Genomic DNA, 22,682 nt, shown 5'->3' with positions numbered 1-22,682 from the left:
TGATTTCCCCCTGTAAAAATCCTTATTCTATGCGGCTTGCAGATTAGCCGAAGTATCTCTTAAGGAGACCAGCGAATGCTTTTCCGTGTCTTGCCTCGTCCTTAGCCATCTCGTGAACTGTGTCGTGGATTGCATCAAGGTTAGCGGCTTTTGCACGTTTTGCAAGATCAAATTTACCAGCTGTTGCGCCGTTCTCAGCTGCTACACGCATTTCAAGGTTTTTCTTGGTGCTGTCTGTAACAACTTCGCCTAATAACTCAGCAAATTTAGCTGCGTGCTCTGCTTCCTCGTAAGCTGCTTTCTCATAGTACAGACCAACTTCTGGATATCCCTCTCTGTGAGCAACACGTGCCATTGCAAGATACATACCAACCTCAGAGCACTCGCCCTCGAAGTTTGCTCTTAAGTCTGCGAGGATGTCTTCACTGACGCCCTGAGCAACACCTACAACATGCTCAGCTGCCCAAGACATTTCTTCTTCCTGTTTAGTGAACTTGGAAGCCGGAGCTTTACAGATTGGACATACTTCCGGAGCTGCTTCACCTTCGTAAACATAACCACATACATTACATACCCATTTAGCCATAATTAAATTCTCCTTTTCTTATATAAAAATTTTATTTAGTTTTTAATAATAGTAATCATTACTGTTTCATAGTAGCATATTGTTTCTTAATTGTCAAGAGTTATTGAAATTTTTTTTCATTTATGAGCTGCGGTTTAGCTGATGCCTACTCAGAGTTTTGCGCTGTGGTCATTGCTTGCTGAGCAGCTGTGATTCCCTGCAGAATAGCTATGACCAGTAAATGAAAAGTTTATTCAAAAGTTCAGTGTGACTCTTCCTTCAGGCATTCATTACAGATTCCAAAAAATCTTGCTTTATAATCGGAAATCTGACCATCCTTAAAGTCAGCTGCAATATTCTCAAGACTTTTATCAATATGTTCGCTGAATACGTCCATCACTCTGCCGCAGCGGGTGCACATGAAGTGACAATGGGGAGCGGTGCGGGCGTCGAATCGGTCTGCTCCGCCAAAGCTGGAAAGCTTCTGTATTTCACCCAGATCAGAGAGAAGAGAGAGGTTCCGGTATACAGTTCCAAGGCTGATGTTCGGATAGATCTGCTTCATATTCTTATATACAAAATCAGCGGTGGGATGGTCAGTTCTGCCGGTAAGAAATTCCTTGATCGATTCTCTCTGGCGGCTGTATTTCAATGTGGCCATCTGTTTTCCTCCTTTCTCCTTAATAATAGTAATTGTTACTGATATTAATATAAAGGATAAAAGCTATTTTGTCAAGAGGATTATGAAATAAAAATTGGGAAATTTTGAAATAAGATTTGCAGAGAAAAGTTGTTTTTGTAAATTGACATATATTTTGTTTCATGTTAATATATGTATAGAAATAAAGGTGCTACCGATAGACGGTTAGCCCATTCATATATGTTGTAATAACCGTTCAGTTGGTTGGGCTGGGGCGGTTATTTTTTTGCGCAATGGGTTTACAAAACCCGCAAAATGTGTTACGCTTCTACATATGAAACACGAGGTTTTCAGTCCTCGTTATAATAGAAACTCTTAGAAAAAGAGAGTACATTTGTACACCGCATTACAGAGAATCCCCCAGGGAAGACGGATGGCGCAGGTTGATTGGCGCACTAAGCAGAAGATTTTCCCACAGGCTGAGAGGGGCATGCATGGAGCGAATGGAAGATGGCTTTGGAGGGGCGCAGTCGAAGAGCCAGACGGCAGTTAGATTGCGACAGGACCGCCTGTTATAGCGGAAGGGTATGGAAGTACCCGGTAAGGTTCCCGAAGATAATTTTTCATAACAATATGGAAAAGATGTTATCTGCACCGCGAGGCGGGAATGAAAAGAAGTGGTAACACGGGAATAACTCGTCTTCTCAGTTTATGGGAGGGCGTTTTTTTGTGTGAAAGTCCCGGACAGCAGCTATGAAGCAGGGCGTGCTTGCACGCAATGTTTCATAGATATTGGACGGGCAACCCCAATGAGCAAGAAGCGAAGCGGATTGCGAATTGGGGTCAATTGCGAAGCAATTGACTTTCACATATCAAGATGTCTGCGGACACAGACATTTCCATAGAAGGAGGAAATATAATGAGCAAACCAAAATATTACATCACCACCGCCATTGCCTACACATCCGGCAAGCCGCATATCGGCAACACCTACGAGGCTGTTCTGGCAGACGCGATCGCACGTTATAAAAGACAGCAGGGCTACGACGTATTTTTCCAGACCGGAACTGACGAGCATGGCCAGAAAATCGAGCTGAAAGCAGAAGAAGCAGGCGTTACCCCGAAGGAATTCGTTGATAACGTATCCGGCCAGATCAAGAATATCTGGGATCTGATGAACACATCCTATGACAAATTCATCCGTACCACAGATGAAGACCACGAGAAACAGGTTCAGAAGATTTTCAAGAAAATGTATGCAAAAGGGGACATCTACAAGGGCGAGTACGAGGGAATGTACTGTACTCCATGTGAGTCCTTCTTCACAGAGTCCCAGCTTGTAGACGGCAAATGTCCGGACTGCGGACGTCCATGTGTACCGGCGAAAGAAGAGGCTTATTTCTTCAAAATGAGCAAATACGCAGACCGCCTGATCGAGCACATTAAAACACATCCGGAATTCATTCAGCCGGAATCCCGTAAGAACGAGATGATGAACAACTTCCTTCTTCCGGGACTTCAGGATCTGTGTGTATCCAGAACCTCTTTCAAATGGGGAATCCCGGTAGACTTTGATCCGAAACACGTTGTATATGTATGGCTGGACGCACTGACCAACTATATCACCGGAATCGGCTACGACTGCGACGGCGACAACAAAGACCTGTTCAACAAGATGTGGCCTGCAGACCTTCATCTTATTGGAAAAGACATCATCCGTTTCCATACCATTTACTGGCCGATCTTCCTGATGTCACTGGATCTGCCTCTTCCGAAGCAGGTATTTGGTCATCCGTGGCTGCTCCAGGGCGATGGTAAAATGAGCAAATCTAAAGGAAACGTTATCTACGCAGACGAGCTGGTTGACTTCTTCGGCGTTGACGCTGTCCGTTATTTCGTACTTCACGAAATGCCGTTTGACAACGACGGTGTGATCACCTGGGAGCTGATGGTAGAGCGTATGAATTCCGAGCTGGCAAATACCCTTGGAAACCTGGTAAACCGTACCATCTCCATGTCCAATAAATATTTCGGCGGCGTAGTAGAGAATAAGGGCGTAACAGAGCCAGTTGATGATGATCTGAAGAACTTCATCCTTTCTGTTCCTGCAAAGGTTGACGCAAAGATGGAGAAGCTTCGTGTAGCTGATGCCATCACAGAAGTGTTCACTATTTTCAAACGCTGCAACAAATATATCGACGAGACAATGCCATGGGCACTTGCAAAAGATGAGTCCAAACAGGATCGTCTTGCAACTGTTCTTTACAATCTGGTTGAGGGTATCTGCATTGGAACCACTCTTCTTGAGTCCTTTATGCCGGACACAACCAAGAGAATCCTTGGCCAGTTAAATGCTTCTGAGAGAACTCTTGAGGATCTGAAGACATTTGGTCTCTATCCATCAGGAAACAAGGTAACAGACAAACCGGAGATCCTTTTTGCCCGTATGGACATCAAAGAAGTAATGGAAAAAGTGAACGAGCTTCATCCGCCAAAAGAAGAGCCGAAGGAAGAGAAGCCAGAGGAGAAGGTTGTGGATATTGAAGCGAAACCAGAGATCACATTTGATGATTTTGCAAAGCTCCAGTTCCAGGTTGGTGAGGTTATCGCCTGCGAGGCAGTAAAGAAATCCAAGAAGCTGCTTTGCTCCCAGGTGAAGATCGGAAGCCAGGTACGCCAGATCGTATCCGGAATCAAGGCTTACTATACACCAGAGGAAATGGTTGGCAAAAAGGTTATGGTAGTAACCAACCTGAAGCCAGCGAAGCTTGCTGGAATCCTCAGCGAAGGCATGATCCTTTGCGCAGAGGACGCTGACGGAAATGTGTGCGTAGTCAGCCCGGAGAAGAATATGCCGGCAGGATCTGAAATCTGCTAAGCACAGTTTGCAGAATAAAATATGATATAAGCTAGACGAGTGGTGCCAGGGGCAGAAAGTGGATTTTTGCTCCTGGTATTATGCTATTTAAAGGAAAGAATACTATGGAAAATAAATTAACCCATTTTGACGAAAGCGGAAATGCCGTAATGGTAGATGTTTCGGATAAACCAATTACCCACAGAACTGCCATTGCCACAGGCGCGATCCAGGTGGGAACCGAGATCATGGAGCGCCTTACCGCCGGAACGGTGGCCAAGGGTGACGTTCTTGGTGTGGCCAGAGTTGCCGGAATCATGTCTGTGAAGCACACTTCTGACCTGGTACCAATGTGCCATCCGCTACCGGTCACCAAATGCACCATTGATTTTGAACTGGAAAAAGAGAAGGGGATTATCCGCACTTTCTGTACAGTGAAGACAGACGGAAAAACCGGTGTGGAGATGGAAGCGTTGACTGGTGTGCAGGCGACGCTTTTGACTATTTATGATATGTGCAAGGCCATCGACAAACACATGGTGATGACGGATATTCACCTGGTTGAGAAAACTGGCGGTAAGAGCGGGGATTTTTTATTTGAGAGAAGATGAAGTATCAGTAAATAAAGAACTCTTTTTGTTGGTTAAGATAATAGGAGTTTTGGTTGAAGGTGATTCAGCGAAAACTTGAATTAGATAATATATTAGTAGAAAAAAGTTTCTACTGTCCGATTTTATGGACTGTAACAATATAAACATAAAGTCCAATTATATGTACAGGAGGATAAATATGAAACGAGTTGCAATTATCACATCCAGTGACATGGGATACCAGGGCAAGCGGGAAGACTTAAGCGGCCCGGCGATTAAAGAGATTGTAGAAAGAGAAGGCTATCAGGTGGTCTCCATGGACATTCTGCCAGATGACCGCTCCATGCTTTCTAAGCGGATGGCAGAAATCGCAGACGAAAACCAGGCGGAACTGATCCTGACCACAGGCGGAACCGGTTTTTCCCCGCGGGATGTCATGCCGGAAGCAACGGAAGATATTACAGAACGGAAGGTTCCAGGGATCCCGGAAGCGATCCGCGCCTACAGCATGACCATCACAAACCGCGCCATGCTCAGCCGCGCCACAGCCGGGATCCGCAAGCAGACACTGATCATCAATCTTCCAGGTAGTCCTAAAGCAGTGAAAGAGAGCCTGGAATATATTATTGGCGCCCTGGAACACGGAATTGAGATCATGACTGGAGAAGCAGGGAACTGCGCGAGATAAATATGTAAATAAATCAGTAGCTATTTTGTAGACGATATTCCACAAAAAGTGCAGCTGTAAGTGTTGAATTGCTACATAAATTATAATACCCTCCGCGGCGGCTGTAAGGTTATTTACAGTTTCAGCAGAGGGTATTATTGATTCCTGGCTGAAAGAAAATATATGAGGTGTTAGTTCTGCTCTTTCATATCCTTAAAGCACCGGCTCGTCACGATCAGCGAATTATGCACCATATCCTCCAGCGCCTGGTCTGTAAAATAAGCGGCGTGAGGCATCATAAGCACATTTGGCATGGCGTTCAGGATCGCCATTTCGTGGTGTATGATCATTTCATTTTTGTGATCCCTGTAATAGATATTGCGGTCTCCATCGATCACATCAAGTCCGGCGCCGGAAAGGTGGCCGCTTTCAAGAGCCTCAATAAGCGCAGCGGAATCCACAATAGGCCCCCGCGCCGTGTTTATCAAAAGCGCGCCCTGCTTCATGGAAGCAATCCGGTCAGAATCCATGAAATGATAAGTTTCCTTATTAGAAGCAATGTGAAGAGACACAATATCACTTTGTGCAAGGAGTGTAGGCAGATCACAATACTCTGCAAATCCTTCCAGCTCATCCTTGGGATGACGGTTCCAGTATAAGACCCTGCAGCCAAAGCCTGAGAGATGCTTTACAACGGTCTGCCCAATATGACCGGCGCCAATTACGCCCACGGTCATGTTGGGAAGCTCACGCCCGCGGATCCCGGACATGGTGTAATCCTGCCCCAGATATCTTTGCAGGATCGGCTTTACATTCCGAAGAAGCATCAGCATCATCATAATGGCATAATCCGCCACACTTGCAGGAGAGTAGGTAATATTAAAAATCTGGATCCCCAGCTTGCGGGCATAGGTCTGGTTCATATGCTCCATACCGATACATCGTGTGACCGCGATCCGCACTCCGCACGCGTGAAAACCATCCCACATTTCATCTGTGATATAAGTATCTGACAGAACATTGATACAGTCATAGCCATTGGCAAGGGCAATGTTTGCCAGATTGGGTTTTTCACCTACAAGCTTAAGGTCGATATTATAATATCTGTAATACTTCTCAAAAATAGGAATTTCTTCCGGTTCAACAGCATAAGCGATCATTTTCATCTGTCTTTTCATTTTCCGTCACTGTCCTTTGTCTATGATAGTTCTGTTTTCTGTCAGCATCAGGCAGACCTTTTTCAGATACTATAATCCGAAATTTTTCCGGATCACATTGGCAAGCAGCTCCGCAGTACCGTCAATACCAAAATTGTTGCTGTTCAGCATCAGATCCATATATTCGGTGCTGCCTGGATCATATCCTGCGTAATGCCTGTGGTAAGCCTTTCTGGCTTTGTCTACATCGATACACATTTTCCGGCCTTTTTCTTCGGTCATTCCAAAATATTGTACACAGTTACGAACCCTTGCGTCAAGTGGGGAATAGATGTATACCCGGAGCAGATTTTTGTGGTCACGCATAAGATAGTCGCTGCATCTTCCGACCATGATACACGGCCCCTTGTCTGCAAAATCCTGCAGCACACATTCCTGGACAGAGAAGATCTTGTCCTGAAGGTCTGTTGTGCCAGAACCCAGGGGGCGCAGCATTTTTGCGTATTTTCCAAGGCCGAATTTTGCCCCTTCCTCTTTATCGCTTATGAGGGAAAGAGGGGCGTTCATTCTCTTGGATACTTCTTCCACAATATCTCTGTCATAATAGCTGATATCCAGCATTTCTGCTACTTTCTTTGCGATGGGACGTCCCATGCTTCCGAATTGTCGTCCAACCGTTACTACGAAGTTTTCCATAATGGTTCTCCTTTCTATTTTTTACTGAAGGTTGCGATGAGATCGCTGACGCTGTTGTATACTGGTTGAAAGGCTGACGTATCAGGGGTATTTTCAAAATAGCCCAGAACATAGCTGACAGCAGCTGCGGTACCATAGATGAGCCCATCCTCGTCAAGGTCAAATTCCGGGGTATGGTGATTGGCACCGGAGCCCAACTGGTCATTTTTTATTCCCACGAAGGTTTCTATGCCTGGAAAAAGGCTGCACATATAGCTGAAGGTTTCAGAAGCCATCCAGGGCTCGCAGTCATATATGGCTTCTTCGCCGATATATTTTTTCACGGAATCCAGATAGGTTTTTCTGCATGCCGGATCGTTTTCTGTGGGCAAAAGATGTTCCAGTAATTTGAACTGGTATGTGCAGTAGTTAAGGGGACAGATTGCAGCCACAATCCGTTCAAATTCCTTGATAAATTCTTCTCCGCTGCCCCGGTCCATCATTCGGATACTTCCCTCGCAGGTCAGCTTGTCGGGAATCAGGTTAAAGGTGGCGCCTGCATGGATAGAACCCAGGGACCAGGTGAGGACCGTGTTGGGCTTTATGTACTTAAGCCGGAGGGTGTCAAGGTTGGAATATATGTCATGGAAACAGTCGACCACGCTGTGGGCCAGATCTGGTCTGGAGCCGTGTCCACCTTTTCCGTTGATTTCAAGAACAAAGTGATAAAGGCCTGACATGGCAGAGCCCTGGCAGCAGGACAGCTTTCCGGTTGGAATATCCCACCGTACATGGCAGGCGTAGCAGGTGTCAAACTTCATGTCCTTTTCTGCCATATAGGCCAGGAGCTTTTCAATATTCCGGTGTCCCTCTTCCCCTTCCTCAAACATAAGGACCACGCGGCCGCTCAGGGAAGCTTCCATGCTTTTTAGTATTTTTGCGGCGGTAAGCTGCATGGCGATGTGGCCGTCATGACCGCATCCATGCATAACCCCAGGATTTTTGGAAATACATACTCTTTTATTTTTTAGGTTGGTTTCGGATTCCAGTATGGGAAGCGCATCGATGTCGGATCGAAGAAGAATGGTTTTTCCGGTACTGCTTCCATTTATATATGCAAAAATGCCGCCGCCGGGTACCTGGCTGTAAGGAATTTCCATTTTATCAAGTTCCTCTTTAATGACAGCCATGGTATTTGTCTGTTCGGCAGGCCCGCATTCAGGATGTTCGTGAAAATATCTTCTTATTTTAATCGTGTAGTCTGAATTTTGTTTCGCAATATTTAAAATATTCATTGATACCTCATCCCTTTTTTATAAAAATAGTATTGCTGATAAGACTTTTATTTCTGAGCAACTGCGCGTAAGAACTTCTGGGTTCTGGGATTCTCGGAGTGGTCAAAAATATCTGCCGGTTTTCCCTGCTCTACCACCACGCCGCCATCCATGAATACCACACGGTCGGCAACCTCCCTTGCGAAGCCCATTTCGTGAGTGACAACTGCCATTGTGATTCCAGACTGGGCTACGTTTTTCATAACGGAAAGAACTTCGCCTACCAGCTCTGGATCAAGGGCTGCGGTTGGCTCATCGAAAAGGATGGCGTGAGGCTTCAGTGCCAGGCCTCTTGCAATACCCACACGCTGCTGCTGGCCGCCGGAAAGCTGGGAAGGATAATAATCACGGCGTTCTGCCATTCCTACTACCTGAAGGTAATGCTCGGCAATGTCTTTTGCTTCGGCTTTGGATTTCTTTTGCACGATGGTAAGGCCTGCCATTACATTTTCCAGAGCTGTTTTATTTTTGAAAAGGTTATAATTCTGGAATACCATGGTACTGTTTTGCCGGAGTTCATGGACATCCTTCTTGGTGTGATGGGTGGCGTCTACCGTAGAATCGCCTACGGTTACCAGGCCCTTTGTGGGAACTTCAAGGAAATTGGTGCATCTTAAGAGGGTTGTTTTGCCGGAACCAGATGGTCCTAATATACATACAACTTCTCCAGTATTGATCTCAAAGTTGACTCCTTTCAAAACTTCCAGATCCCCAAATACTTTATGGATATTTTCATATTTGATCATATGGCGTTCCTCCTTAATATTTTGAGCTGGCCTTGCGCTCGATCATTTTCTGAACGGCAACGAATACCATGTTCAGCAGCCAGTAAAGAATGAGCACGCAGAGATAAACTTCAATGAAACGGTATGTTTTGTTGGCAAGCATTTTTGCCCGGAGCATCATGTCCACAACACCGACCATGGAACAAAGGGAAGAGCCCTTAAAGCAGTCAATGAAGTTGTTCATAAGGGACGGGATCGCAAGGTGGAAGGCCTGAGGCAGGATGACGTGTACGTAAGCCTGCATGGTTGACATACCGGTTGTGATAGATGCTTCCATCTGGCCCTTGTCAACGGAAAGGATCGCACCCCGGATGGTTTCTGCCATGTAGGATGAAAAGGAAAGGGAGAGGCAGAAGATGGCCTGTGCAGTCAGTGACATGCTGTTGATTCCCGGTATGTATGGAAATACACCATAACAAAACAGAAAAAGCTGTGCCAGAAGCGGGGTTCCTCGAAAAAGGGAAAGCCATACCTTCAGGATCGAATCTACAATCTTACTTTTGGAAAAAGAAATGATCGCAAGAACGATGGCAAGCACAAAGGATAGTGCAAAGGAAGCAAATGTGATAAGCAGTGTGATGTTCATACAGCTTATGATAGGGGCAAATGCGTCGGTAAAATAATCCATTGAAAAATGATACATATAGGTAACCTCCGTCTTTTTTTTATAAAAAGAGTTCAAGATGCGTACCGCCTTTGGTAAACGCATCTTGAACTCCCCTGCCTGACGGCGAAATAAATACTTTTAATTATTCTTCATAACTCTGCCAAGCATCATCGCCGGTTGTTGTTACGTAGTCTACTTCGCCTTCTGGAAGTGATGTTACATCCATGTCGAACCATTTTTCAGACATTTCTGTAAGAGTTCCGTCTTCGTGCATCTGGGCGATCAGATCGTTGAATGCTTTGATGTATTCTTTGTTTTCTTCTTTACGTGCCCAGCCGTAAAGGATTGGCATGTTTTTGTAATTTACGTTCTGGATGGTAAGCTGGTCGGAATTTCCAGACTGTGCAACTGCATAAGCGCAGGTGGAAGTACACTGGAATTCTGCGTCTGCCTGATTCTGCATAACAGCCGGGATCAGGGATGCGGCGGAATCAAGGGTAAGCTCGTTGATGGTGTTGCCCTGCTCAGCCTGCTCTGCGATCAGGTCTTCCAGTACAAGAGTTGCATTGGATCCAGCTTCGCCGGCGATTGTTTTATCTTTCCAGAAGGTCATATCTCCATCTTCCGGAACACCATCTGCTTTTCGGGAAACGATGGAGTAAGATTCCCAGGCGTATGTATTGGTGAACCAGTAAAGACCAAGTCGGTCATCGTTGACGGTTGTAAGGTTTGCAATGGTATCAATGACACCGTTCTGAACCATGCCCCAGAGAGAAGCGTATTCGGAAATGGTCCATTCAATGTTGATTCCGTAGTAATCACAGATGTAGGTGAGAACATCGATGTCCATTCCTTCCGGATTTCCAGTTCCATCGTCCATTGTCCAGCCGGCCTGGGCGCATCCGGTTCCTACTTTCAGGGTTTTGCCTGCCAGGTCTGCGTATTTGGTTTTCAGGTCTGTGTCGGAAGAATCTGCTGCGTATACAGGTACAGATGCAGCCATACATACTACGGTAAGTCCACTTAAAAGGGTTTTGAATAATCTTTTTGTTTTCATAATAACTCCTCCTTGTGCAGCTGATATTGTTTGAAAAATCTAAAAGAGCAAAGGCACTTCCGACAATTGTCTGTCTAAAGCGCCTTTGCTCTTTAAGTTGAGGTGAAGTTTAAACCATGGTTTTTGATTTGTCAATACCAATTATGTTTATTTTTTTGTACAAAAGTCGGAAATACGTTTCACGCCTTCCACGATATTTTCCATACTTGTGGCATAGGAAATGCGGATATAGCGGCTTCCGTCCTGGGATCCGAAGTTGTCTCCAGGGACAACGGCCACGTGGACTTCGTCCAGAAGACGGTCGGAAAATTCCTTGGCGGACAGGCTGGTTCCGCTGATATTTGCAAATATGTAAAAGGCTCCCCTGGGCTTAATGCAGCTGATGCCAGGAATCTTGTTCAGGGCATCGTAAATATAATTTCTGCGTTTTTCATATTCCTGGCGCATTTGCTCACAGTGCTCCAGACCGCTTCGGAAGGCTTCTATGGCGGCCCGCTGGCTGAAGGTAACGCCTGCGGAGTACACTCCTTCTGTAAGCTTGGTCATAAGGGAAATCAGATGGGCTGGACCTACTCCAAAGCCCACACGGAAGCCGGTCATGGCAAAGGTTTTGGAACAGCTGTCCACGATCAGGGTACGCTCTGCCATGCCTGGAAGCTCCGCAATGCTGTGGCATTTTTCCCCATCAAAAATAATATGGCTGTAGACTTCATCACTTATGACAAAAAGATCCCGCTCTTTTGCAATCTGTGCGATCTCCATTAACACATCAGGGGTGATCACGCCTCCTGTGGGATTGCAGGGAGAGTTGAGGATAAGCACCTTGGAACGTGGGGTGAGTACCTTTTTTACCGCCTCAGGGGTAAGGACAAAGTCATCTTTTTCATATACATCCACAGGAATGGTGACGCCATGGCACATGGATACCATCTGGGCGTAATTGCTGAAATAGGGGGCACTGACCAGAACCTCATCTCCGGAATCCAGGAGACTGAGGAGACTGAGAAACAGGGAGGCCATTCCTCCGGCGGTTACGATCACGTTGGGGACTTCGTAGTGAACGCCTGTCAGTTCACTGATATAGTTTGCATAGATTTCCCGAAGCTCTGTGATGCCGGCGCCTGGGGCGTATTTGGTATCCTGATTGTCAAGGGCGGTTTTTGCAGCCTCGATTACCTGTTCGGACGGCGCAAAATCAGGTTCGCCAACTGCAAAGGATATAACGTTCTCCATTGCAGCGGCCCTCACCATCATATCCCGGATGGGTGAGGCTGGGATGGACTCTGCTACTTTTGAATAATTCATAATAACCTCCTCCTAAAATGGACATGTCGCCTGCCGGCGACATCATCATATATGAAAGTCGGCTGTTCCGCGCCTATGGCGCTCCCACAGCTGCCGACCGCATTCGTAATCCGGGCTATCGCCCTACTTACTCATACGGTATAGCCCGTCCGATATCCATGAATTCGCGCATGCAAGCATGGCTCATTCATGGCTGCCGTCCGGTACTTTCATAGTAAAAAATTCTATGCATTAACGGGAAGAACCCGCAAATACCCTGGGGATTAAAAGATAAGGGATGTTATGAGCTTGCCAAAAAGAAGCACAAGCACAATGATAAACATGGGACGGATCACACTGGCGCCCTTTTTTATGGCAAGACTGGCGCCGATGTAATTGCCCACAATGTTAAATGCAGCCGCACAGAAGACAATGGGCCACACAACGGAATGGGAGAGTGCAAACGTAATGCTGGCAGTAAAACCGGCTGCCACGGAACAGACCTTGGCATTGCCGGAGGCCGTGATCAGATCCAGCCTGGTCAGGGTGGTAAAAGCAAGCAGGATGAAGGCACCACCGCCAGCTCCATAGAAGCCTGTGTATCCACCCAACAGAAAGCCGATCAGGGCGGAACGGACCGCCAGCTGGCTGGTAGTAAGGGTGTCCATTTTGTTTTCTTCTCCCAGATTTTTGTTTGCCAGAATAAAAACCGCTACAAACGGAAGGATTACGATCATAATGATCTGCAGATATTTTGCAGGAAGGATCAGGTTCAGCCTGGCGCCAAGGACGGAACCGATGATTGCATTGATCCCGGCGATAACGGCTGTAAAACGATAAACATGTCCGCTTTTTATAAATTTGAAAAGAGAGGTGAAACCTCCCAGAAGACAGGAGCACTGATTGGTCCCTGCGATCAAATGTACGGGAAATCCGGTAAGCATAAAGGTTGGCAGAGTGAGAAGCCCGCCGCCTCCGGACACGGCGTCAATGATTCCGGCAAAGAAGAATGCTATGCTTATGATTACAAACGTAGACATGTGTAGTTCCATAGGCGCCTCCTATAAAGTGTGTTCTGTAATAGGGGATTTCCTGTTAAACAAAAAAGCCAGCGCATATTTGCACCGGCTTCCTTGCTGATTGATTTCTCACATTATTTATCTATTTCCTGAAATTGTCAAGTACTTTTTTAACCCCTTTTTTAAAATAGGACTTCTAAAAACCGTTTTATAACGCTTTACTGGTACGATTTTGGTATGCTATAATAGTAATATTGAAAAGAAAAACACTTGTTTTTTCTAAAAATCGACTAGTACGCGCGAAAATACCGAAAAAGGAACCGCGTCCGGAAATACTTAAAAAAGAGGCAGAAAAATGATATTTGATACACATGCACATTATGATGATGAGGCATTTGATGAAGACAGAGACCAGCTTCTTTCCGCCATGAAGGATGGGGGAGTGGGCTGTATCGTAAATGTGTGCGCGTCCGCTGGTGGATTTGGCGGAACTTTGGAACTGATGGAGGCGTATCCCTTTGTGTATGGCGCCGTAGGCGTTCATCCGGATGATGCGGGAATTATGACACAGGACACCCTGGACGAGATCCGGCGGCTTTCCCATATGGAGAAAATGGTGGCCATCGGAGAGATCGGGCTTGACTATTACTGGCACAAGGAGGAGGCGGAGCATAAGCGGCAGAAGGAAATGTTCCGCGCCCAGATGGACATTGCCAGGGAAGAGAAGCTGCCATTTATGATCCACAGCCGTGATGCAGCAGAGGACACCCTGGAGATTGTAAAGGAATATATGAAAAAGGATATGTCCGGCGGGATCATCCACTGCTTTTCCTACAGCAAGGAGATCGCGGCAGAATATCTGAAAATGGGGCTTTATCTGGGAATCGGGGGTGTGCTCACCTTCAAAAATGCGAAGAAGCTGAAGGAAGTGGCTGCCATGGCACCTTTGTCCCAGATCGTTCTGGAAACAGACTGCCCTTATATGGCACCGGAGCCCAACCGGGGCAAGAGAAATTCTTCCCTGAATCTGCCTTATGTTGCAGAAGCGCTGGCGCAGATCAAGGGAATCACTGCGGAGGAAGTGATCGCGGTGACAGAAGAGAATGCGAAGAAGCTGTTGTTTAAATAGCTGGAAAAATAGTGTGATGAGTAAAAGCAGCCTTCCGCGTGGCGTAAGATTCATGGAGATTCTAAAGCCTGTGCCGTAAGGCAGGTGCCGTGGATGGCGTGAATTATAAGAAACAAGGAGACAGATCGTGCAAAGTCAGCTGGTATTTCAGGAAAAAAAGGAGCGGGAGCGCCTGCGGATACAGAATAAGCTGCTGTCACAGGCGGAGAAACCTGCACTGGAGCATTTTTTTAATGGAAAATCAGAGCTTTCCGTTCTGGACATTGGCTGTAATGATGGAAACAGAACCTTTCAGCGTTTTTCCGACCAAAGGGTTTCCAGGGTAATTGGCCTGGAATACAATCAGGAGCTGGTGGAAAAAGCCCACAGACAGTATGGGGATTCCAAATTCTATTTTTATCAGATGGATGTGGAGAGCCAGTCCTTTTCCGAAGATCTGCAGAAACTGGCGGATGCTTCCGGGGGCAGGGAATTTGATCTGATCTGTCTTTCTTTTGTATTAATGCATTTGCTGGATGGAGAGAAGCTGCTTAGCACATTGGCACATTTTCTGAAAAAAGACGGAGTGATCTTCATTACGGAAAGCAATGACTGTGCTTCCACACTTGTTCCAGATGAGAAGAACCTTCTGGAACAGTTTCTGGATATTTTGAACCAGGATAAATATGCAGGGCGAAGAGATACTGGCGCCAGGGTTTCTGGCTGGCTGGCGGATTGTGGATATGATCATATTCACGTCTGGTGCCAGGGGATTTCTGCCGGAAAGGAAGAGCTGGAACGGAAAAAACATATTTTTCAGACCTTTTTTTCTTATCTTCCAGAGGATGTGGAAATTCTGCTTGCAGAAGAACCGGATAACAGAGCTTATCAGGAGTGGCAGAAGTGGCTCGTAGAGAATTACGAAGGGCTTCGGCAGCAGATTCTCAGCAAGGATTCGGAAATTACCATGGGAATGCAGATTTTGTCCTGCGAAAAGGTGAGTTTATGACACAAGAGATACAGAAGATAAAGACTTCTGGCGGAGAATTTTATCTGCGTCCATTGGAAAAAGAAGATATAGAGGAAACCTTGCAGCTTATGGATCGGTGTGTGGGGGAAAATCTGTACCAGAAGGCTGAGCTTGAACAGACCATCGGGCGCCAGGACAGGGCGTTTCTTTTGCTGAAAACGGCAGAGGGAGAGCTGGCTGGCTATATTTATTATTATCTTACGACGGTGGATCAGATTGCAGAGGATGCCAGGCTTGGGGCGCAGAAGATCAGACTGGTTTGCGGGCAGGGGGAGTCTCAGTCTGTAGGAAAGTTTCAGTCCGTAGGGATAAAAGAAGCGTTTCGCAGGCAGGGGCTGGCGGTTCTGCTGATGGAGCATGCGCTGGCGCAGTTTGCGGGGAAGGGCATAGAGAATGTGTTTATCATCTGCTGGAATGCAGGAGGTAAAGTTCCCCTGGAAAAAGCCCTTCAGAAGTGCCAGTTCGTTCATCTTTCTTCTGCGAAGCGGATCTGGTATGACAAGAAAGACCTTTTTTGCCCATATTGCAAGGGGCGCTGCAAGTGTGATGCAGAGGTTTATTTTAAGAGAATCCGTACAGGGAATCCAACAGAAACCTAAGCTTTACAGGTGATAATTGGCAACGGCGCGGAACCGTTTCGGGTAACGATTCAGAAAGCAGTATTTCCCGAAGCGTGTAACTGAGAAGGTGCTGAACAGTTACCGTTTTGAAAATAATAAGAAACTTCAGGAAAGGAACTACAAATGAAAATTAAACTTCTTCCCAAATTTATTCTTTCGCTTGGTGTGATCGGCGTGATCCTGACCATTGCCATTTCCCTTTTCAGCTACAGCAGTTCCAGATCCTATCTGGAGGATCTGTATGCACAGCGAGTCATGACCAACAGCAACAGCATTGCGGATATGCTTTCTGTGCAGGATGTGGAGAAGATCCTGGCGGAAGGCGGAAATCAGACAGAAGAGTACTCGGAAATGGTCGCACTGTTTAACAAGCTGAAAAAAGATGGGGATGTTACCTATTTGTCTCTGGTTGTGCCAGATGAGGACAGCGTTCATTTCTACATAGATGCCATGGTGGAGGAGATGGGAGATGATCCGGCGAACCAGATTCCTTACGGAAGTGACATTTTGTACACGGATGCGGCCAACCCGGATGATCCGGCTGATATGGAGAAATACATTACCATATGGAACCAGTATCAGCAGAACAAAGGCGTGGACCGTCCGCTTGTGACGGACAACAGCTACGGCTATAACTATACCGGGATTTCCGTGATCCTGGACGAGAATGGAAAGGCAATCGCAGAGATTCAGTATATTCTGGATATGAAGGATGTTCGAAATTACCTGAATTCCTTTCTCATCAATATGCTGCTGATCTCTTTTTGCATTATTGCTGTGACCATGGCTGCGTATGTTGTCTTTGTACGGAAGACTATCACCACACCGATCAGCAAGCTGGCTGATTTTACCCAGGAGATCACCAAAAGCGGAAAGTTTGAAGACCAGAGGATCACTATGAAAACCGGGGATGAGATCGAGGCACTCAGTGATTCTTTCAACTTTATGATGGAAGAACTGGAGAACTATATTGCCAATCTGTCCAAGGTGACAGCTGAGAAGGAGAGGATCGGGACGGAGCTGGACATTGCCAGAAACATTCAGGCGTCCATGCTGCCCTGTATTTTCCCGGCGTTCCCGGACCGGAAGGAATTTGATATCTATGCGACCATGACTCCTGCCAAGGAAGTGGGCGGTGATTTTTACGATTTCTTTATGGTGGATGAAACCCATCTGGCCATTGTGATGGCGGACGTTTCCGGAAAGGGTGTTCCGGCGGCGCTGTTTATGGTCATTGGAAAAACGCTGATCAAGGACCACACCACACCTGGAAGAGATTTAGGCGAGGTTTTTTCCACTGTAAATAATCTTCTTTGCGAGGCGAACAGTGAGGGCTTGTTTATCACTGCTTTTGAAGGGGTGCTGGATCTTGTGACAGGAGAATTCTGCTTCGTAAATGCCGGTCATGAAATGCCGTTTATCTGTAAGGCTGGCGGCAGCTTTGAAGCGTATAAGATCCGTCCGGGCTTTGTTCTTGCTGGATTCGAGGATATGGATTATAAGGCTGGCTGTATGACCCTGGATGTGGGAGATATGGTTTTCCAGTACACAGATGGTGTGACAGAGGCTACAAATGCAGAAAATCAGCTTTATGGAATGGAGCGTCTGGAGCAGGTCCTGAACCGGGCGAAGGACAAGGTGCCATCGGAAATTTTACCGGAAGTGAAGGCAGATATCGACGCTTTTGTTGGGGAAGCGCCGCAGTTTGATGATATTACCATGCTTTGCGTGGAATATAAGGCGAAGATGGAGAGAGCATAATGTGCATTGGTGGCTGTGATGTAAGTTGTCTGGTAAGATCCAAAAAGCGGATTCATGGCCATAAAGTGAACAATAATTGGTTCGTATAATTGTAAAAAATGCAAAAGAAAAAAGGCTGAGTTCTGGAAGTAAGATACTTTTCAGAATTACAGCCTTTTATTTTGATGTTGATGCTTGGGGGACGGTATATCCGTCTATTTAGCGGCCTGACAGAGCCAGAATTTATTTGGTACCGAAAATTCTGTCTCCGGCGTCGCCAAGACCTGGGCAGATATATGCGCGGTCGTTCAGCTCTCTGTCCAGATGACCTACATAGATCTGTACATCCGGATGTACTTCGTGAAGACGTTTCAGACCTTCCGGAGCAGCGATCACGAACATACACTTAATGCTCTTTCCGCCATGCTCTTTAATGAAGTTAACAGCAGCGATCGCAGATCCGCCAGTAGCCAGCATTGGATCAACCATAACGATGAGACGCTGGTCAATGGGATCCGGGAGCTTACAATAGTACTCATGAGGCTCATGGGTAACCGGATCACGGTAAAGACCGATGTGACCGATCTTAGCGGATGGAACCAGGGTAGTGATACCATTTACCATACCAAGACCTGCACGAAGTACAGGAACAACAGCAAGCTTCTTACCGGAAATCATAGGAGTCTTGCAAGTCTCAATCGGAGTCTCAACCTCAACATCCTCAAGAGGAAGATCACGAAGAGCCTCAAAACCCATAAGAACTGCGATCTCCTCAATAAGTTTACGGAATTCGTTTGTTCCGGTATCCTTATTACGAAGAATGGAAATCTTATGCTGGATCAGCGGGTGGTCCATAATAAATACATTGTCCATATCTGAAAAATTTGACATGATAAAAACCTCCGTAGTGTGATAAAAGTTGCCATTGCCCTATGCAATAACAAATCCCTAAGGGAATACTGTAAAAATGATACCGCACTTTCCATAGAAAGTCAATAATTGTAAAAACTTGTCGCATACTTTATACTATAACAAGATTGCCGCGCAGTTTACTGCGGCAATACGGGAAAAGGAGCTGCTGCTCACTATGTGCAGCGGTGACGAAATACGATACTGTTTACAGTATAAGCTACATTGGTACATCTCATACTAATGCAAGGGAAAAGGAGGAGCTTTATTTATGAAGTTCAGAGTTGAAGGCATTTATGATGCCAAAAAGCTGGGAATCCCGCAGATGCTGATCCTGGGACTCCAGCACATGTTTGCCATGTTTGGTGCAACCATTCTGGTGCCGATCCTGGTAAACAACTATTTTCACGGTGAAGGCTTATCCATTCAGGTAACCCTGTTCTGCGCTGGATTTGGAACACTTCTGTTTCACGTACTGACCAAGATGAAGGTACCTGCATTTCTTGGATCTTCATTTGCATTCCTTGGCGGTTTTGCCACAGTTGCAGAGCTGGATACCGGGATCTTTGCAAACATGTCTTATGGAGAGAAGCTTCCATACGCATGCGGCGGTGTGTTTGTAGCAGGACTTCTGTACCTGGTACTTGCCCTCATTGTAAAGGCCATCGGCGTAAAACGTGTTATGCGTTATCTGCCGCCAGTTGTAACCGGTCCCATTATTATCTGCATCGGTCTTAGCCTGGCGCCATCTGCCATCAGCAATGCTTCACAGAACTGGATCCTTGCTCTGGTAGCACTTGGAACTGTTATTTTCTTCAATATCTGGGGCGTTGGAATGTTCCGTATCATTCCGATCCTGATGGGTATTGTGGTTTCCTATGTAGTAGCCCTGATCATGAATGCCCTTGGCATGACAAACGCAGACGGAAGCGCGATCCTCAGCTTTGCTGGTGTAGCAAGCGCACCAATCGTGGGAGTTCCGAAATTCTTCCTCTGCAAATTTAATATCACAGCAATCCTTGCAATGGCACCTATCGCCATCGCTTCCATGATGGAGCATATCGGTGATATTTCCGCCATTTCTGCAACAGTTGACCGTAACTTTATCGAGGATCCGGGACTTCACCGCACCCTTCTTGGTGATGGACTTGCAACCTCCCTGTCCGCACTGATCGGTGGACCTGCAAACACAACTTACGGTGAGAACACCAGTGTTCTTGCACTGAGCCGTGTTTATGATCCAAAGGTAATCCGTCTGGCTGCTATTTATGCTGTAATCCTCAGCTTCATTCCGAAGATGGCAGAGGTGATCAGCTCCCTTCCGTCTGCGATCATCGGCGGTATCAGCTTCATCCTTTACGGAATGATCTCCGCAGTTGGTGTCCGTAACGTGGTTGAGAACAAAGTAGACCTGACACGTTCCCGTAACCTGGTGATCACAGCAGTTATCCTGGTTTGCGGCCTTGGTATTTCCGATGGACTTACCTTTACCATCGCAGGCGCACACATCACTCTTACAGGACTTGCACTTGCTGCAATCGTAGGAATCCTTCTGAACGCCGTTCTTCCTGGAAATGATTATGTATTTGAGACAGCGAAGAAGAAAGAAGAGATGGAAGACGATTGATCCTGAATAGGATGATATCGTCGGCTGGCGTCACGATGCATGGCAAAAAAGTCATGTGAACAGGTGACCGGTTTACGAACAGATTGATCGTTTGTTGAAAAGACATCATAAAAAGAACCCGATTCAAAGTACTTAAATGCTAGATGTATTTATAAGTACAATGAATTGGGTCCTTTTTTTATAGCTATTATTTGAATTATTTTACTTCAAATGGAGAAGTTAATCCGCGCAGCGTGGCAAGTCTTAGAAACTTCCTCCCGTACCGCCGTGGTCGCTGTCGGAACCGCCTGAAGAACTGTCGTCCTTGGGTTTCTCGGTTCTGGTAACGGTATGATACAGGAAAATATCGTTTGATCTTGTCACATCCATACTTCCCTTACGTACATAATCCACTGCGCTGTCCTGAGGGCGCACACTCTTCAGCTGGGCTCTCATACCCATGGTGCAAAGGAACGCAAGCACAAGTCCAATACCCAGTGAAATAAAGATCCACTTGGGAGAAAAGGGCTCGGTATAAGGCTCCCCGTTAGCTGCCATCTCCAAGAGATCCCCGCACAGGTCTGTGTAGGTATCGAAGGCTCCGTAGAAGTCTTCATCCTTTAACAGCGGCTCCACATTATCCTTCAGATAAGCAAGCCCGTCATCGTTAAATGCAGTTCTTGCATATCCATGGGTGGTAATGTGCCATTTGCGGTCTCCGATGCTGACCATGAAAAGGATGCCGTCATAATCCTCGCCCAGTCCGTATCCGTTCTCATCGAAGTAATGGTCTGTAAAGAAGTTCATCTCATAGCCTTTTTTCGACTCTACTGTGGCAACTGCCACTTCACAACCGTATTCGTCGGTGAGGGTCTGCAATTTGTCCAGAAGCAGAGACTCTTCTTCGTCTGTGAGAAGATCCGCCTCATCCTGGACAAGGGAAAATTCGCCGGAAGCTGCAAAGTCCTGATAAGGGTCATATTCTTCCTCACTGTCGGATTCACCAAGACTGTTGGATGCGGCCTGTACAGTAAAAGCTCCTGTACCTGGCAAAGCGGTATTAAAAAGCGTATCTGCGCCTGGAATGGCTGTACCGAAAAGGCTTCCAACTCCCAGTGCTGCCGCCAGGATAATTCCTATAGATTGTTTTTTCATAGCATGCCCCTCCTTAAAAGTATGTGTGGACCAGCCATGCGATCACATAGGCTGCTACGGAAAAGCCTACAGTCAGTCCAAGGAACCATCTGGTGAAAATACCTTTGTCTACAGGCAGATTGCCCACAAATTTACCAGTCTGGCCGTTCATGCCGAACAGGTAGTGGTTACCCTTCCAGGTGGTGGAAAGAAGCCATACCGGGAAAAGGGCGTAGTGGGTTTTGCCGCCTTTTAGCTGAATGCGGGTGTCCTCTGGGGTAACGGTGTCATAGCCAATGACGGTGTCGCGGAAAGCGTCCTCAGCGGCTCTTTTTACACGCTGGTTGGCGCGCTCTGCACATTCCTCTGCTGACACGTTGTATTTGTCTGCTACATAGCCTGCCAGATACGGTGTGGCAAAGTCCACAGCTTCAGAGGTTACATAAGGCTCCAGAGATTCTGTTAAATCGTTGTCAATCTTGGAAGAGCCATCTACCGGGATCTGGTCGAAGCCAATGTTTCCAGCGCGGAAAACAGAATAGTGGCTGGTTTCCGTATAGTCGTAGTCGCTGTCGCTCCAGCAGCGGATCTTGGTAGCATGGTAGCGGATATCTGCGGAGGCATCTGTGTCAAAAAGCCAGAAGGGCACGTAGACACCTTTGATCTCGTCAATGTGGTTTTCCTTCTTGAAAACCTTCGGAAGAAGGATTTTGCCGTGAAGGTGTTTGGAAAGGCCTGCTTTGGCGGCCTTTTTGTCCAGCTTAAAGGGAATGATGAAGTCTGGACGGAGGGCTCCGGAAAACTTACCGGACATGACTACTGGATTTCCGCAGAAGGGGCAGTTGGATGCACCAGTGCTTTCATCTGCAACGATTTCGCCGCCGCAGGACTGGCATATGTAGACGGACATGCCGCTGGCTTCGTCTTCCTTCCAGGAATTGTCAGAGGCATTTTCCCAGCTAAAGTCATCGGTCTGTTGTTCGGCTGCGGCTTCGTTAAACTCCTTGACGGTTTCCATATCAAATTCGGTGTCGCAGTAAGGGCACTTCATCTTCTGAAGCTTACTGTTGAACTCAATGGCTCCGCCGCAGCAGGGGCATTTATATTCAAGTAAATCGGACATAGTTCATCTCCTCTCGGAATATGGGATATCTGCGCATGCAGGGTATCTAAATGAAAATCACTTATACTGCGCAAATTTAAACAATAGAGTGTAACTGTGAACTACATTCATAAAATATTACCTTCTGAATAGTTACAATAGAGTTTAAATTAAGCGCAGCATATATAGGGCATTA

Annotated in this window: 22 protein-coding genes; 9 read left to right on the top strand and 13 right to left on the bottom strand. The window is 46.5% G+C overall.

Features of this window, described 5'->3' with window-relative positions:
* Window positions 1-43: 43 nt before the first annotated feature.
* Together ACTQ50_RS13610 and ACTQ50_RS13605 are read right to left on the bottom strand one after the other, a co-directional pair.
* Window positions 44-586, bottom strand: coding sequence for an NADH peroxidase (locus ACTQ50_RS13610; RefSeq protein WP_441484648.1), 543 nt, complete (start codon window positions 584-586; stop codon window positions 44-46).
* Window positions 587-827: 241 nt separating this feature from the next.
* Complete coding sequence (locus tag ACTQ50_RS13605; RefSeq protein WP_441484647.1) at window positions 828-1,226, bottom strand: Fur family transcriptional regulator; 399 nt, start codon at window positions 1,224-1,226, stop codon at window positions 828-830.
* A 373-nt stretch (window positions 1,227-1,599) separates the two neighbouring features.
* Between ACTQ50_RS13605 and ACTQ50_RS13600 the strand changes: the two genes are divergently transcribed.
* The 4 genes from ACTQ50_RS13600 (at window position 1,600) to ACTQ50_RS13585 (ending at window position 5,340) form a co-directional block, all read left to right on the top strand.
* Window positions 1,600-1,758 (top strand): hypothetical protein, encoded by a 159-nt coding sequence (locus ACTQ50_RS13600; RefSeq protein WP_441484646.1) that lies wholly within the window; start codon window positions 1,600-1,602, stop codon window positions 1,756-1,758.
* Window positions 1,759-2,124: 366 nt separating this feature from the next.
* Window positions 2,125-4,083: a methionine--tRNA ligase gene (gene metG, locus ACTQ50_RS13595; RefSeq protein ID WP_441484645.1), complete on the top strand. Its 1,959-nt coding sequence runs from the start codon at window positions 2,125-2,127 to the stop codon at window positions 4,081-4,083.
* Window positions 4,084-4,187: 104 nt separating this feature from the next.
* Window positions 4,188-4,673 (top strand): cyclic pyranopterin monophosphate synthase MoaC, encoded by a 486-nt coding sequence (gene moaC, locus ACTQ50_RS13590; RefSeq protein WP_441484644.1) that lies wholly within the window; start codon window positions 4,188-4,190, stop codon window positions 4,671-4,673.
* A gap of 178 nt (window positions 4,674-4,851) precedes the next feature.
* Window positions 4,852-5,340, top strand: a complete 489-nt coding sequence (locus tag ACTQ50_RS13585) for a MogA/MoaB family molybdenum cofactor biosynthesis protein (RefSeq protein WP_441484643.1) — start codon at window positions 4,852-4,854, stop codon at window positions 5,338-5,340.
* Between the two features lie 170 nt (window positions 5,341-5,510).
* Here ACTQ50_RS13585 and ACTQ50_RS13580 read toward each other — a convergent pair whose 3' ends face one another.
* From ACTQ50_RS13580 to ACTQ50_RS13545, 8 genes are all read right to left on the bottom strand, one after another.
* Window positions 5,511-6,497 carry an NAD(P)-dependent oxidoreductase gene (locus ACTQ50_RS13580; protein WP_441484642.1) on the bottom strand — a complete coding sequence of 329 codons (987 nt, stop codon included), beginning with the start codon at window positions 6,495-6,497 and terminating at the stop codon, window positions 5,511-5,513.
* 69 nt (window positions 6,498-6,566) lie between these two features.
* Window positions 6,567-7,172 (bottom strand): AAA family ATPase, encoded by a 606-nt coding sequence (locus ACTQ50_RS13575; protein WP_441484641.1) that lies wholly within the window; start codon window positions 7,170-7,172, stop codon window positions 6,567-6,569.
* 14 nt (window positions 7,173-7,186) lie between these two features.
* Window positions 7,187-8,446, bottom strand: a complete 1,260-nt coding sequence (locus tag ACTQ50_RS13570) for a M20 metallopeptidase family protein (protein ID WP_441484640.1) — start codon at window positions 8,444-8,446, stop codon at window positions 7,187-7,189.
* Window positions 8,447-8,493: 47 nt separating this feature from the next.
* On the bottom strand, window positions 8,494-9,231 hold the full coding sequence (locus tag ACTQ50_RS13565) for an amino acid ABC transporter ATP-binding protein (protein ID WP_295309715.1): 738 nt from the start codon (window positions 9,229-9,231) through the stop codon (window positions 8,494-8,496).
* 13 nt (window positions 9,232-9,244) lie between these two features.
* Entirely contained in the window at window positions 9,245-9,913 is a 669-nt protein-coding gene (locus tag ACTQ50_RS13560; protein WP_441484639.1) for an amino acid ABC transporter permease, read from the bottom strand.
* Window positions 9,914-10,019: 106 nt separating this feature from the next.
* Window positions 10,020-10,934 (bottom strand): substrate-binding periplasmic protein, encoded by a 915-nt coding sequence (locus ACTQ50_RS13555; protein ID WP_295309724.1) that lies wholly within the window; start codon window positions 10,932-10,934, stop codon window positions 10,020-10,022.
* Window positions 10,935-11,081: 147 nt separating this feature from the next.
* Window positions 11,082-12,239: a pyridoxal phosphate-dependent aminotransferase gene (locus tag ACTQ50_RS13550; RefSeq protein WP_441484638.1), complete on the bottom strand. Its 1,158-nt coding sequence runs from the start codon at window positions 12,237-12,239 to the stop codon at window positions 11,082-11,084.
* Between the two features lie 263 nt (window positions 12,240-12,502).
* Complete coding sequence (locus ACTQ50_RS13545; RefSeq protein ID WP_441484637.1) at window positions 12,503-13,270, bottom strand: sulfite exporter TauE/SafE family protein; 768 nt, start codon at window positions 13,268-13,270, stop codon at window positions 12,503-12,505.
* Between the two features lie 322 nt (window positions 13,271-13,592).
* Here ACTQ50_RS13545 and ACTQ50_RS13540 point away from each other — a divergent pair, with 322 nt between their 5' ends.
* The 4 genes from ACTQ50_RS13540 to ACTQ50_RS13525 all read left to right on the top strand — a co-directional run bounded on the left by ACTQ50_RS13540 (window position 13,593) and on the right by ACTQ50_RS13525 (window position 17,756).
* The gene (locus tag ACTQ50_RS13540) at window positions 13,593-14,366 is read left to right on the top strand and encodes a TatD family hydrolase (protein WP_441484636.1); all 774 of its coding nucleotides are present in this window, start codon (window positions 13,593-13,595) and stop codon (window positions 14,364-14,366) included.
* 127 nt (window positions 14,367-14,493) lie between these two features.
* The gene (locus ACTQ50_RS13535) at window positions 14,494-15,354 is read left to right on the top strand and encodes a class I SAM-dependent methyltransferase (RefSeq protein WP_441484635.1); all 861 of its coding nucleotides are present in this window, start codon (window positions 14,494-14,496) and stop codon (window positions 15,352-15,354) included.
* Window positions 15,351-15,974, top strand: coding sequence for a GNAT family N-acetyltransferase (locus ACTQ50_RS13530; RefSeq protein ID WP_441484634.1), 624 nt, complete (start codon window positions 15,351-15,353; stop codon window positions 15,972-15,974). The genes ACTQ50_RS13535 and ACTQ50_RS13530 overlap by 4 nt, the downstream gene beginning before the upstream one ends.
* Window positions 15,975-16,118: 144 nt before the next feature.
* Complete coding sequence (locus ACTQ50_RS13525) at window positions 16,119-17,756, top strand: SpoIIE family protein phosphatase (RefSeq protein WP_441484633.1); 1,638 nt, start codon at window positions 16,119-16,121, stop codon at window positions 17,754-17,756.
* A gap of 222 nt (window positions 17,757-17,978) precedes the next feature.
* On the opposite strand, the gene upp is transcribed toward ACTQ50_RS13525, so the two are convergent.
* Complete coding sequence (gene upp, locus ACTQ50_RS13520; protein ID WP_441484654.1) at window positions 17,979-18,608, bottom strand: uracil phosphoribosyltransferase; 630 nt, start codon at window positions 18,606-18,608, stop codon at window positions 17,979-17,981.
* Window positions 18,609-18,915: 307 nt separating this feature from the next.
* On the opposite strand from upp, the gene ACTQ50_RS13515 reads away from it, so the two are divergent.
* The gene (locus ACTQ50_RS13515) at window positions 18,916-20,271 is read left to right on the top strand and encodes a uracil-xanthine permease family protein (RefSeq protein WP_441484632.1); all 1,356 of its coding nucleotides are present in this window, start codon (window positions 18,916-18,918) and stop codon (window positions 20,269-20,271) included.
* Between the two features lie 243 nt (window positions 20,272-20,514).
* Here the strand turns inward: ACTQ50_RS13515 and ACTQ50_RS13510 are convergent, their stop codons facing one another.
* Complete coding sequence (locus tag ACTQ50_RS13510; protein WP_441484631.1) at window positions 20,515-21,405, bottom strand: TPM domain-containing protein; 891 nt, start codon at window positions 21,403-21,405, stop codon at window positions 20,515-20,517.
* Between the two features lie 13 nt (window positions 21,406-21,418).
* The gene (locus tag ACTQ50_RS13505) at window positions 21,419-22,507 is read right to left on the bottom strand and encodes a hypothetical protein (RefSeq protein ID WP_441484630.1); all 1,089 of its coding nucleotides are present in this window, start codon (window positions 22,505-22,507) and stop codon (window positions 21,419-21,421) included.
* Between the last annotated feature and the right edge of the window lie 175 nt (window positions 22,508-22,682).

The organism is Blautia sp. Sow4_E7 (assembly GCF_052116245.1).
Lineage (GTDB): Bacteria > Bacillota > Clostridia > Lachnospirales > Lachnospiraceae > Blautia_A.
The sequence above is the reverse complement of the archived record's forward strand: the minus strand, read 5'-3'. Positions and strand labels throughout refer to the sequence as shown.

Coding starts and splice junctions, on each gene's coding strand:
- ACTQ50_RS13540 (WP_441484636.1), top strand. CDS start 13,593: ATGATATTTGATACACATGCACATTATGATGATGAGGCATTTGATGAA.
- moaC (WP_441484644.1), top strand. CDS start 4,188: ATGGAAAATAAATTAACCCATTTTGACGAAAGCGGAAATGCCGTAATG.
- metG (WP_441484645.1), top strand. CDS start 2,125: ATGAGCAAACCAAAATATTACATCACCACCGCCATTGCCTACACATCC.
- ACTQ50_RS13585 (WP_441484643.1), top strand. CDS start 4,852: ATGAAACGAGTTGCAATTATCACATCCAGTGACATGGGATACCAGGGC.
- ACTQ50_RS13525 (WP_441484633.1), top strand. CDS start 16,119: ATGAAAATTAAACTTCTTCCCAAATTTATTCTTTCGCTTGGTGTGATC.
- ACTQ50_RS13610 (WP_441484648.1), bottom strand. CDS start 586: ATGGCTAAATGGGTATGTAATGTATGTGGTTATGTTTACGAAGGTGAA.
- ACTQ50_RS13530 (WP_441484634.1), top strand. CDS start 15,351: ATGACACAAGAGATACAGAAGATAAAGACTTCTGGCGGAGAATTTTAT.
- ACTQ50_RS13555 (WP_295309724.1), bottom strand. CDS start 10,934: ATGAAAACAAAAAGATTATTCAAAACCCTTTTAAGTGGACTTACCGTA.
- ACTQ50_RS13560 (WP_441484639.1), bottom strand. CDS start 9,913: ATGTATCATTTTTCAATGGATTATTTTACCGACGCATTTGCCCCTATC.
- ACTQ50_RS13565 (WP_295309715.1), bottom strand. CDS start 9,231: ATGATCAAATATGAAAATATCCATAAAGTATTTGGGGATCTGGAAGTT.
- ACTQ50_RS13575 (WP_441484641.1), bottom strand. CDS start 7,172: ATGGAAAACTTCGTAGTAACGGTTGGACGACAATTCGGAAGCATGGGA.
- ACTQ50_RS13545 (WP_441484637.1), bottom strand. CDS start 13,270: ATGGAACTACACATGTCTACGTTTGTAATCATAAGCATAGCATTCTTC.
- ACTQ50_RS13580 (WP_441484642.1), bottom strand. CDS start 6,497: ATGAAAAGACAGATGAAAATGATCGCTTATGCTGTTGAACCGGAAGAA.
- ACTQ50_RS13570 (WP_441484640.1), bottom strand. CDS start 8,446: ATGAATATTTTAAATATTGCGAAACAAAATTCAGACTACACGATTAAA.
- ACTQ50_RS13510 (WP_441484631.1), bottom strand. CDS start 21,405: ATGAAAAAACAATCTATAGGAATTATCCTGGCGGCAGCACTGGGAGTT.
- upp (WP_441484654.1), bottom strand. CDS start 18,608: ATGGACAATGTATTTATTATGGACCACCCGCTGATCCAGCATAAGATT.
- ACTQ50_RS13505 (WP_441484630.1), bottom strand. CDS start 22,507: ATGTCCGATTTACTTGAATATAAATGCCCCTGCTGCGGCGGAGCCATT.
- ACTQ50_RS13605 (WP_441484647.1), bottom strand. CDS start 1,226: ATGGCCACATTGAAATACAGCCGCCAGAGAGAATCGATCAAGGAATTT.
- ACTQ50_RS13550 (WP_441484638.1), bottom strand. CDS start 12,239: ATGAATTATTCAAAAGTAGCAGAGTCCATCCCAGCCTCACCCATCCGG.
- ACTQ50_RS13515 (WP_441484632.1), top strand. CDS start 18,916: ATGAAGTTCAGAGTTGAAGGCATTTATGATGCCAAAAAGCTGGGAATC.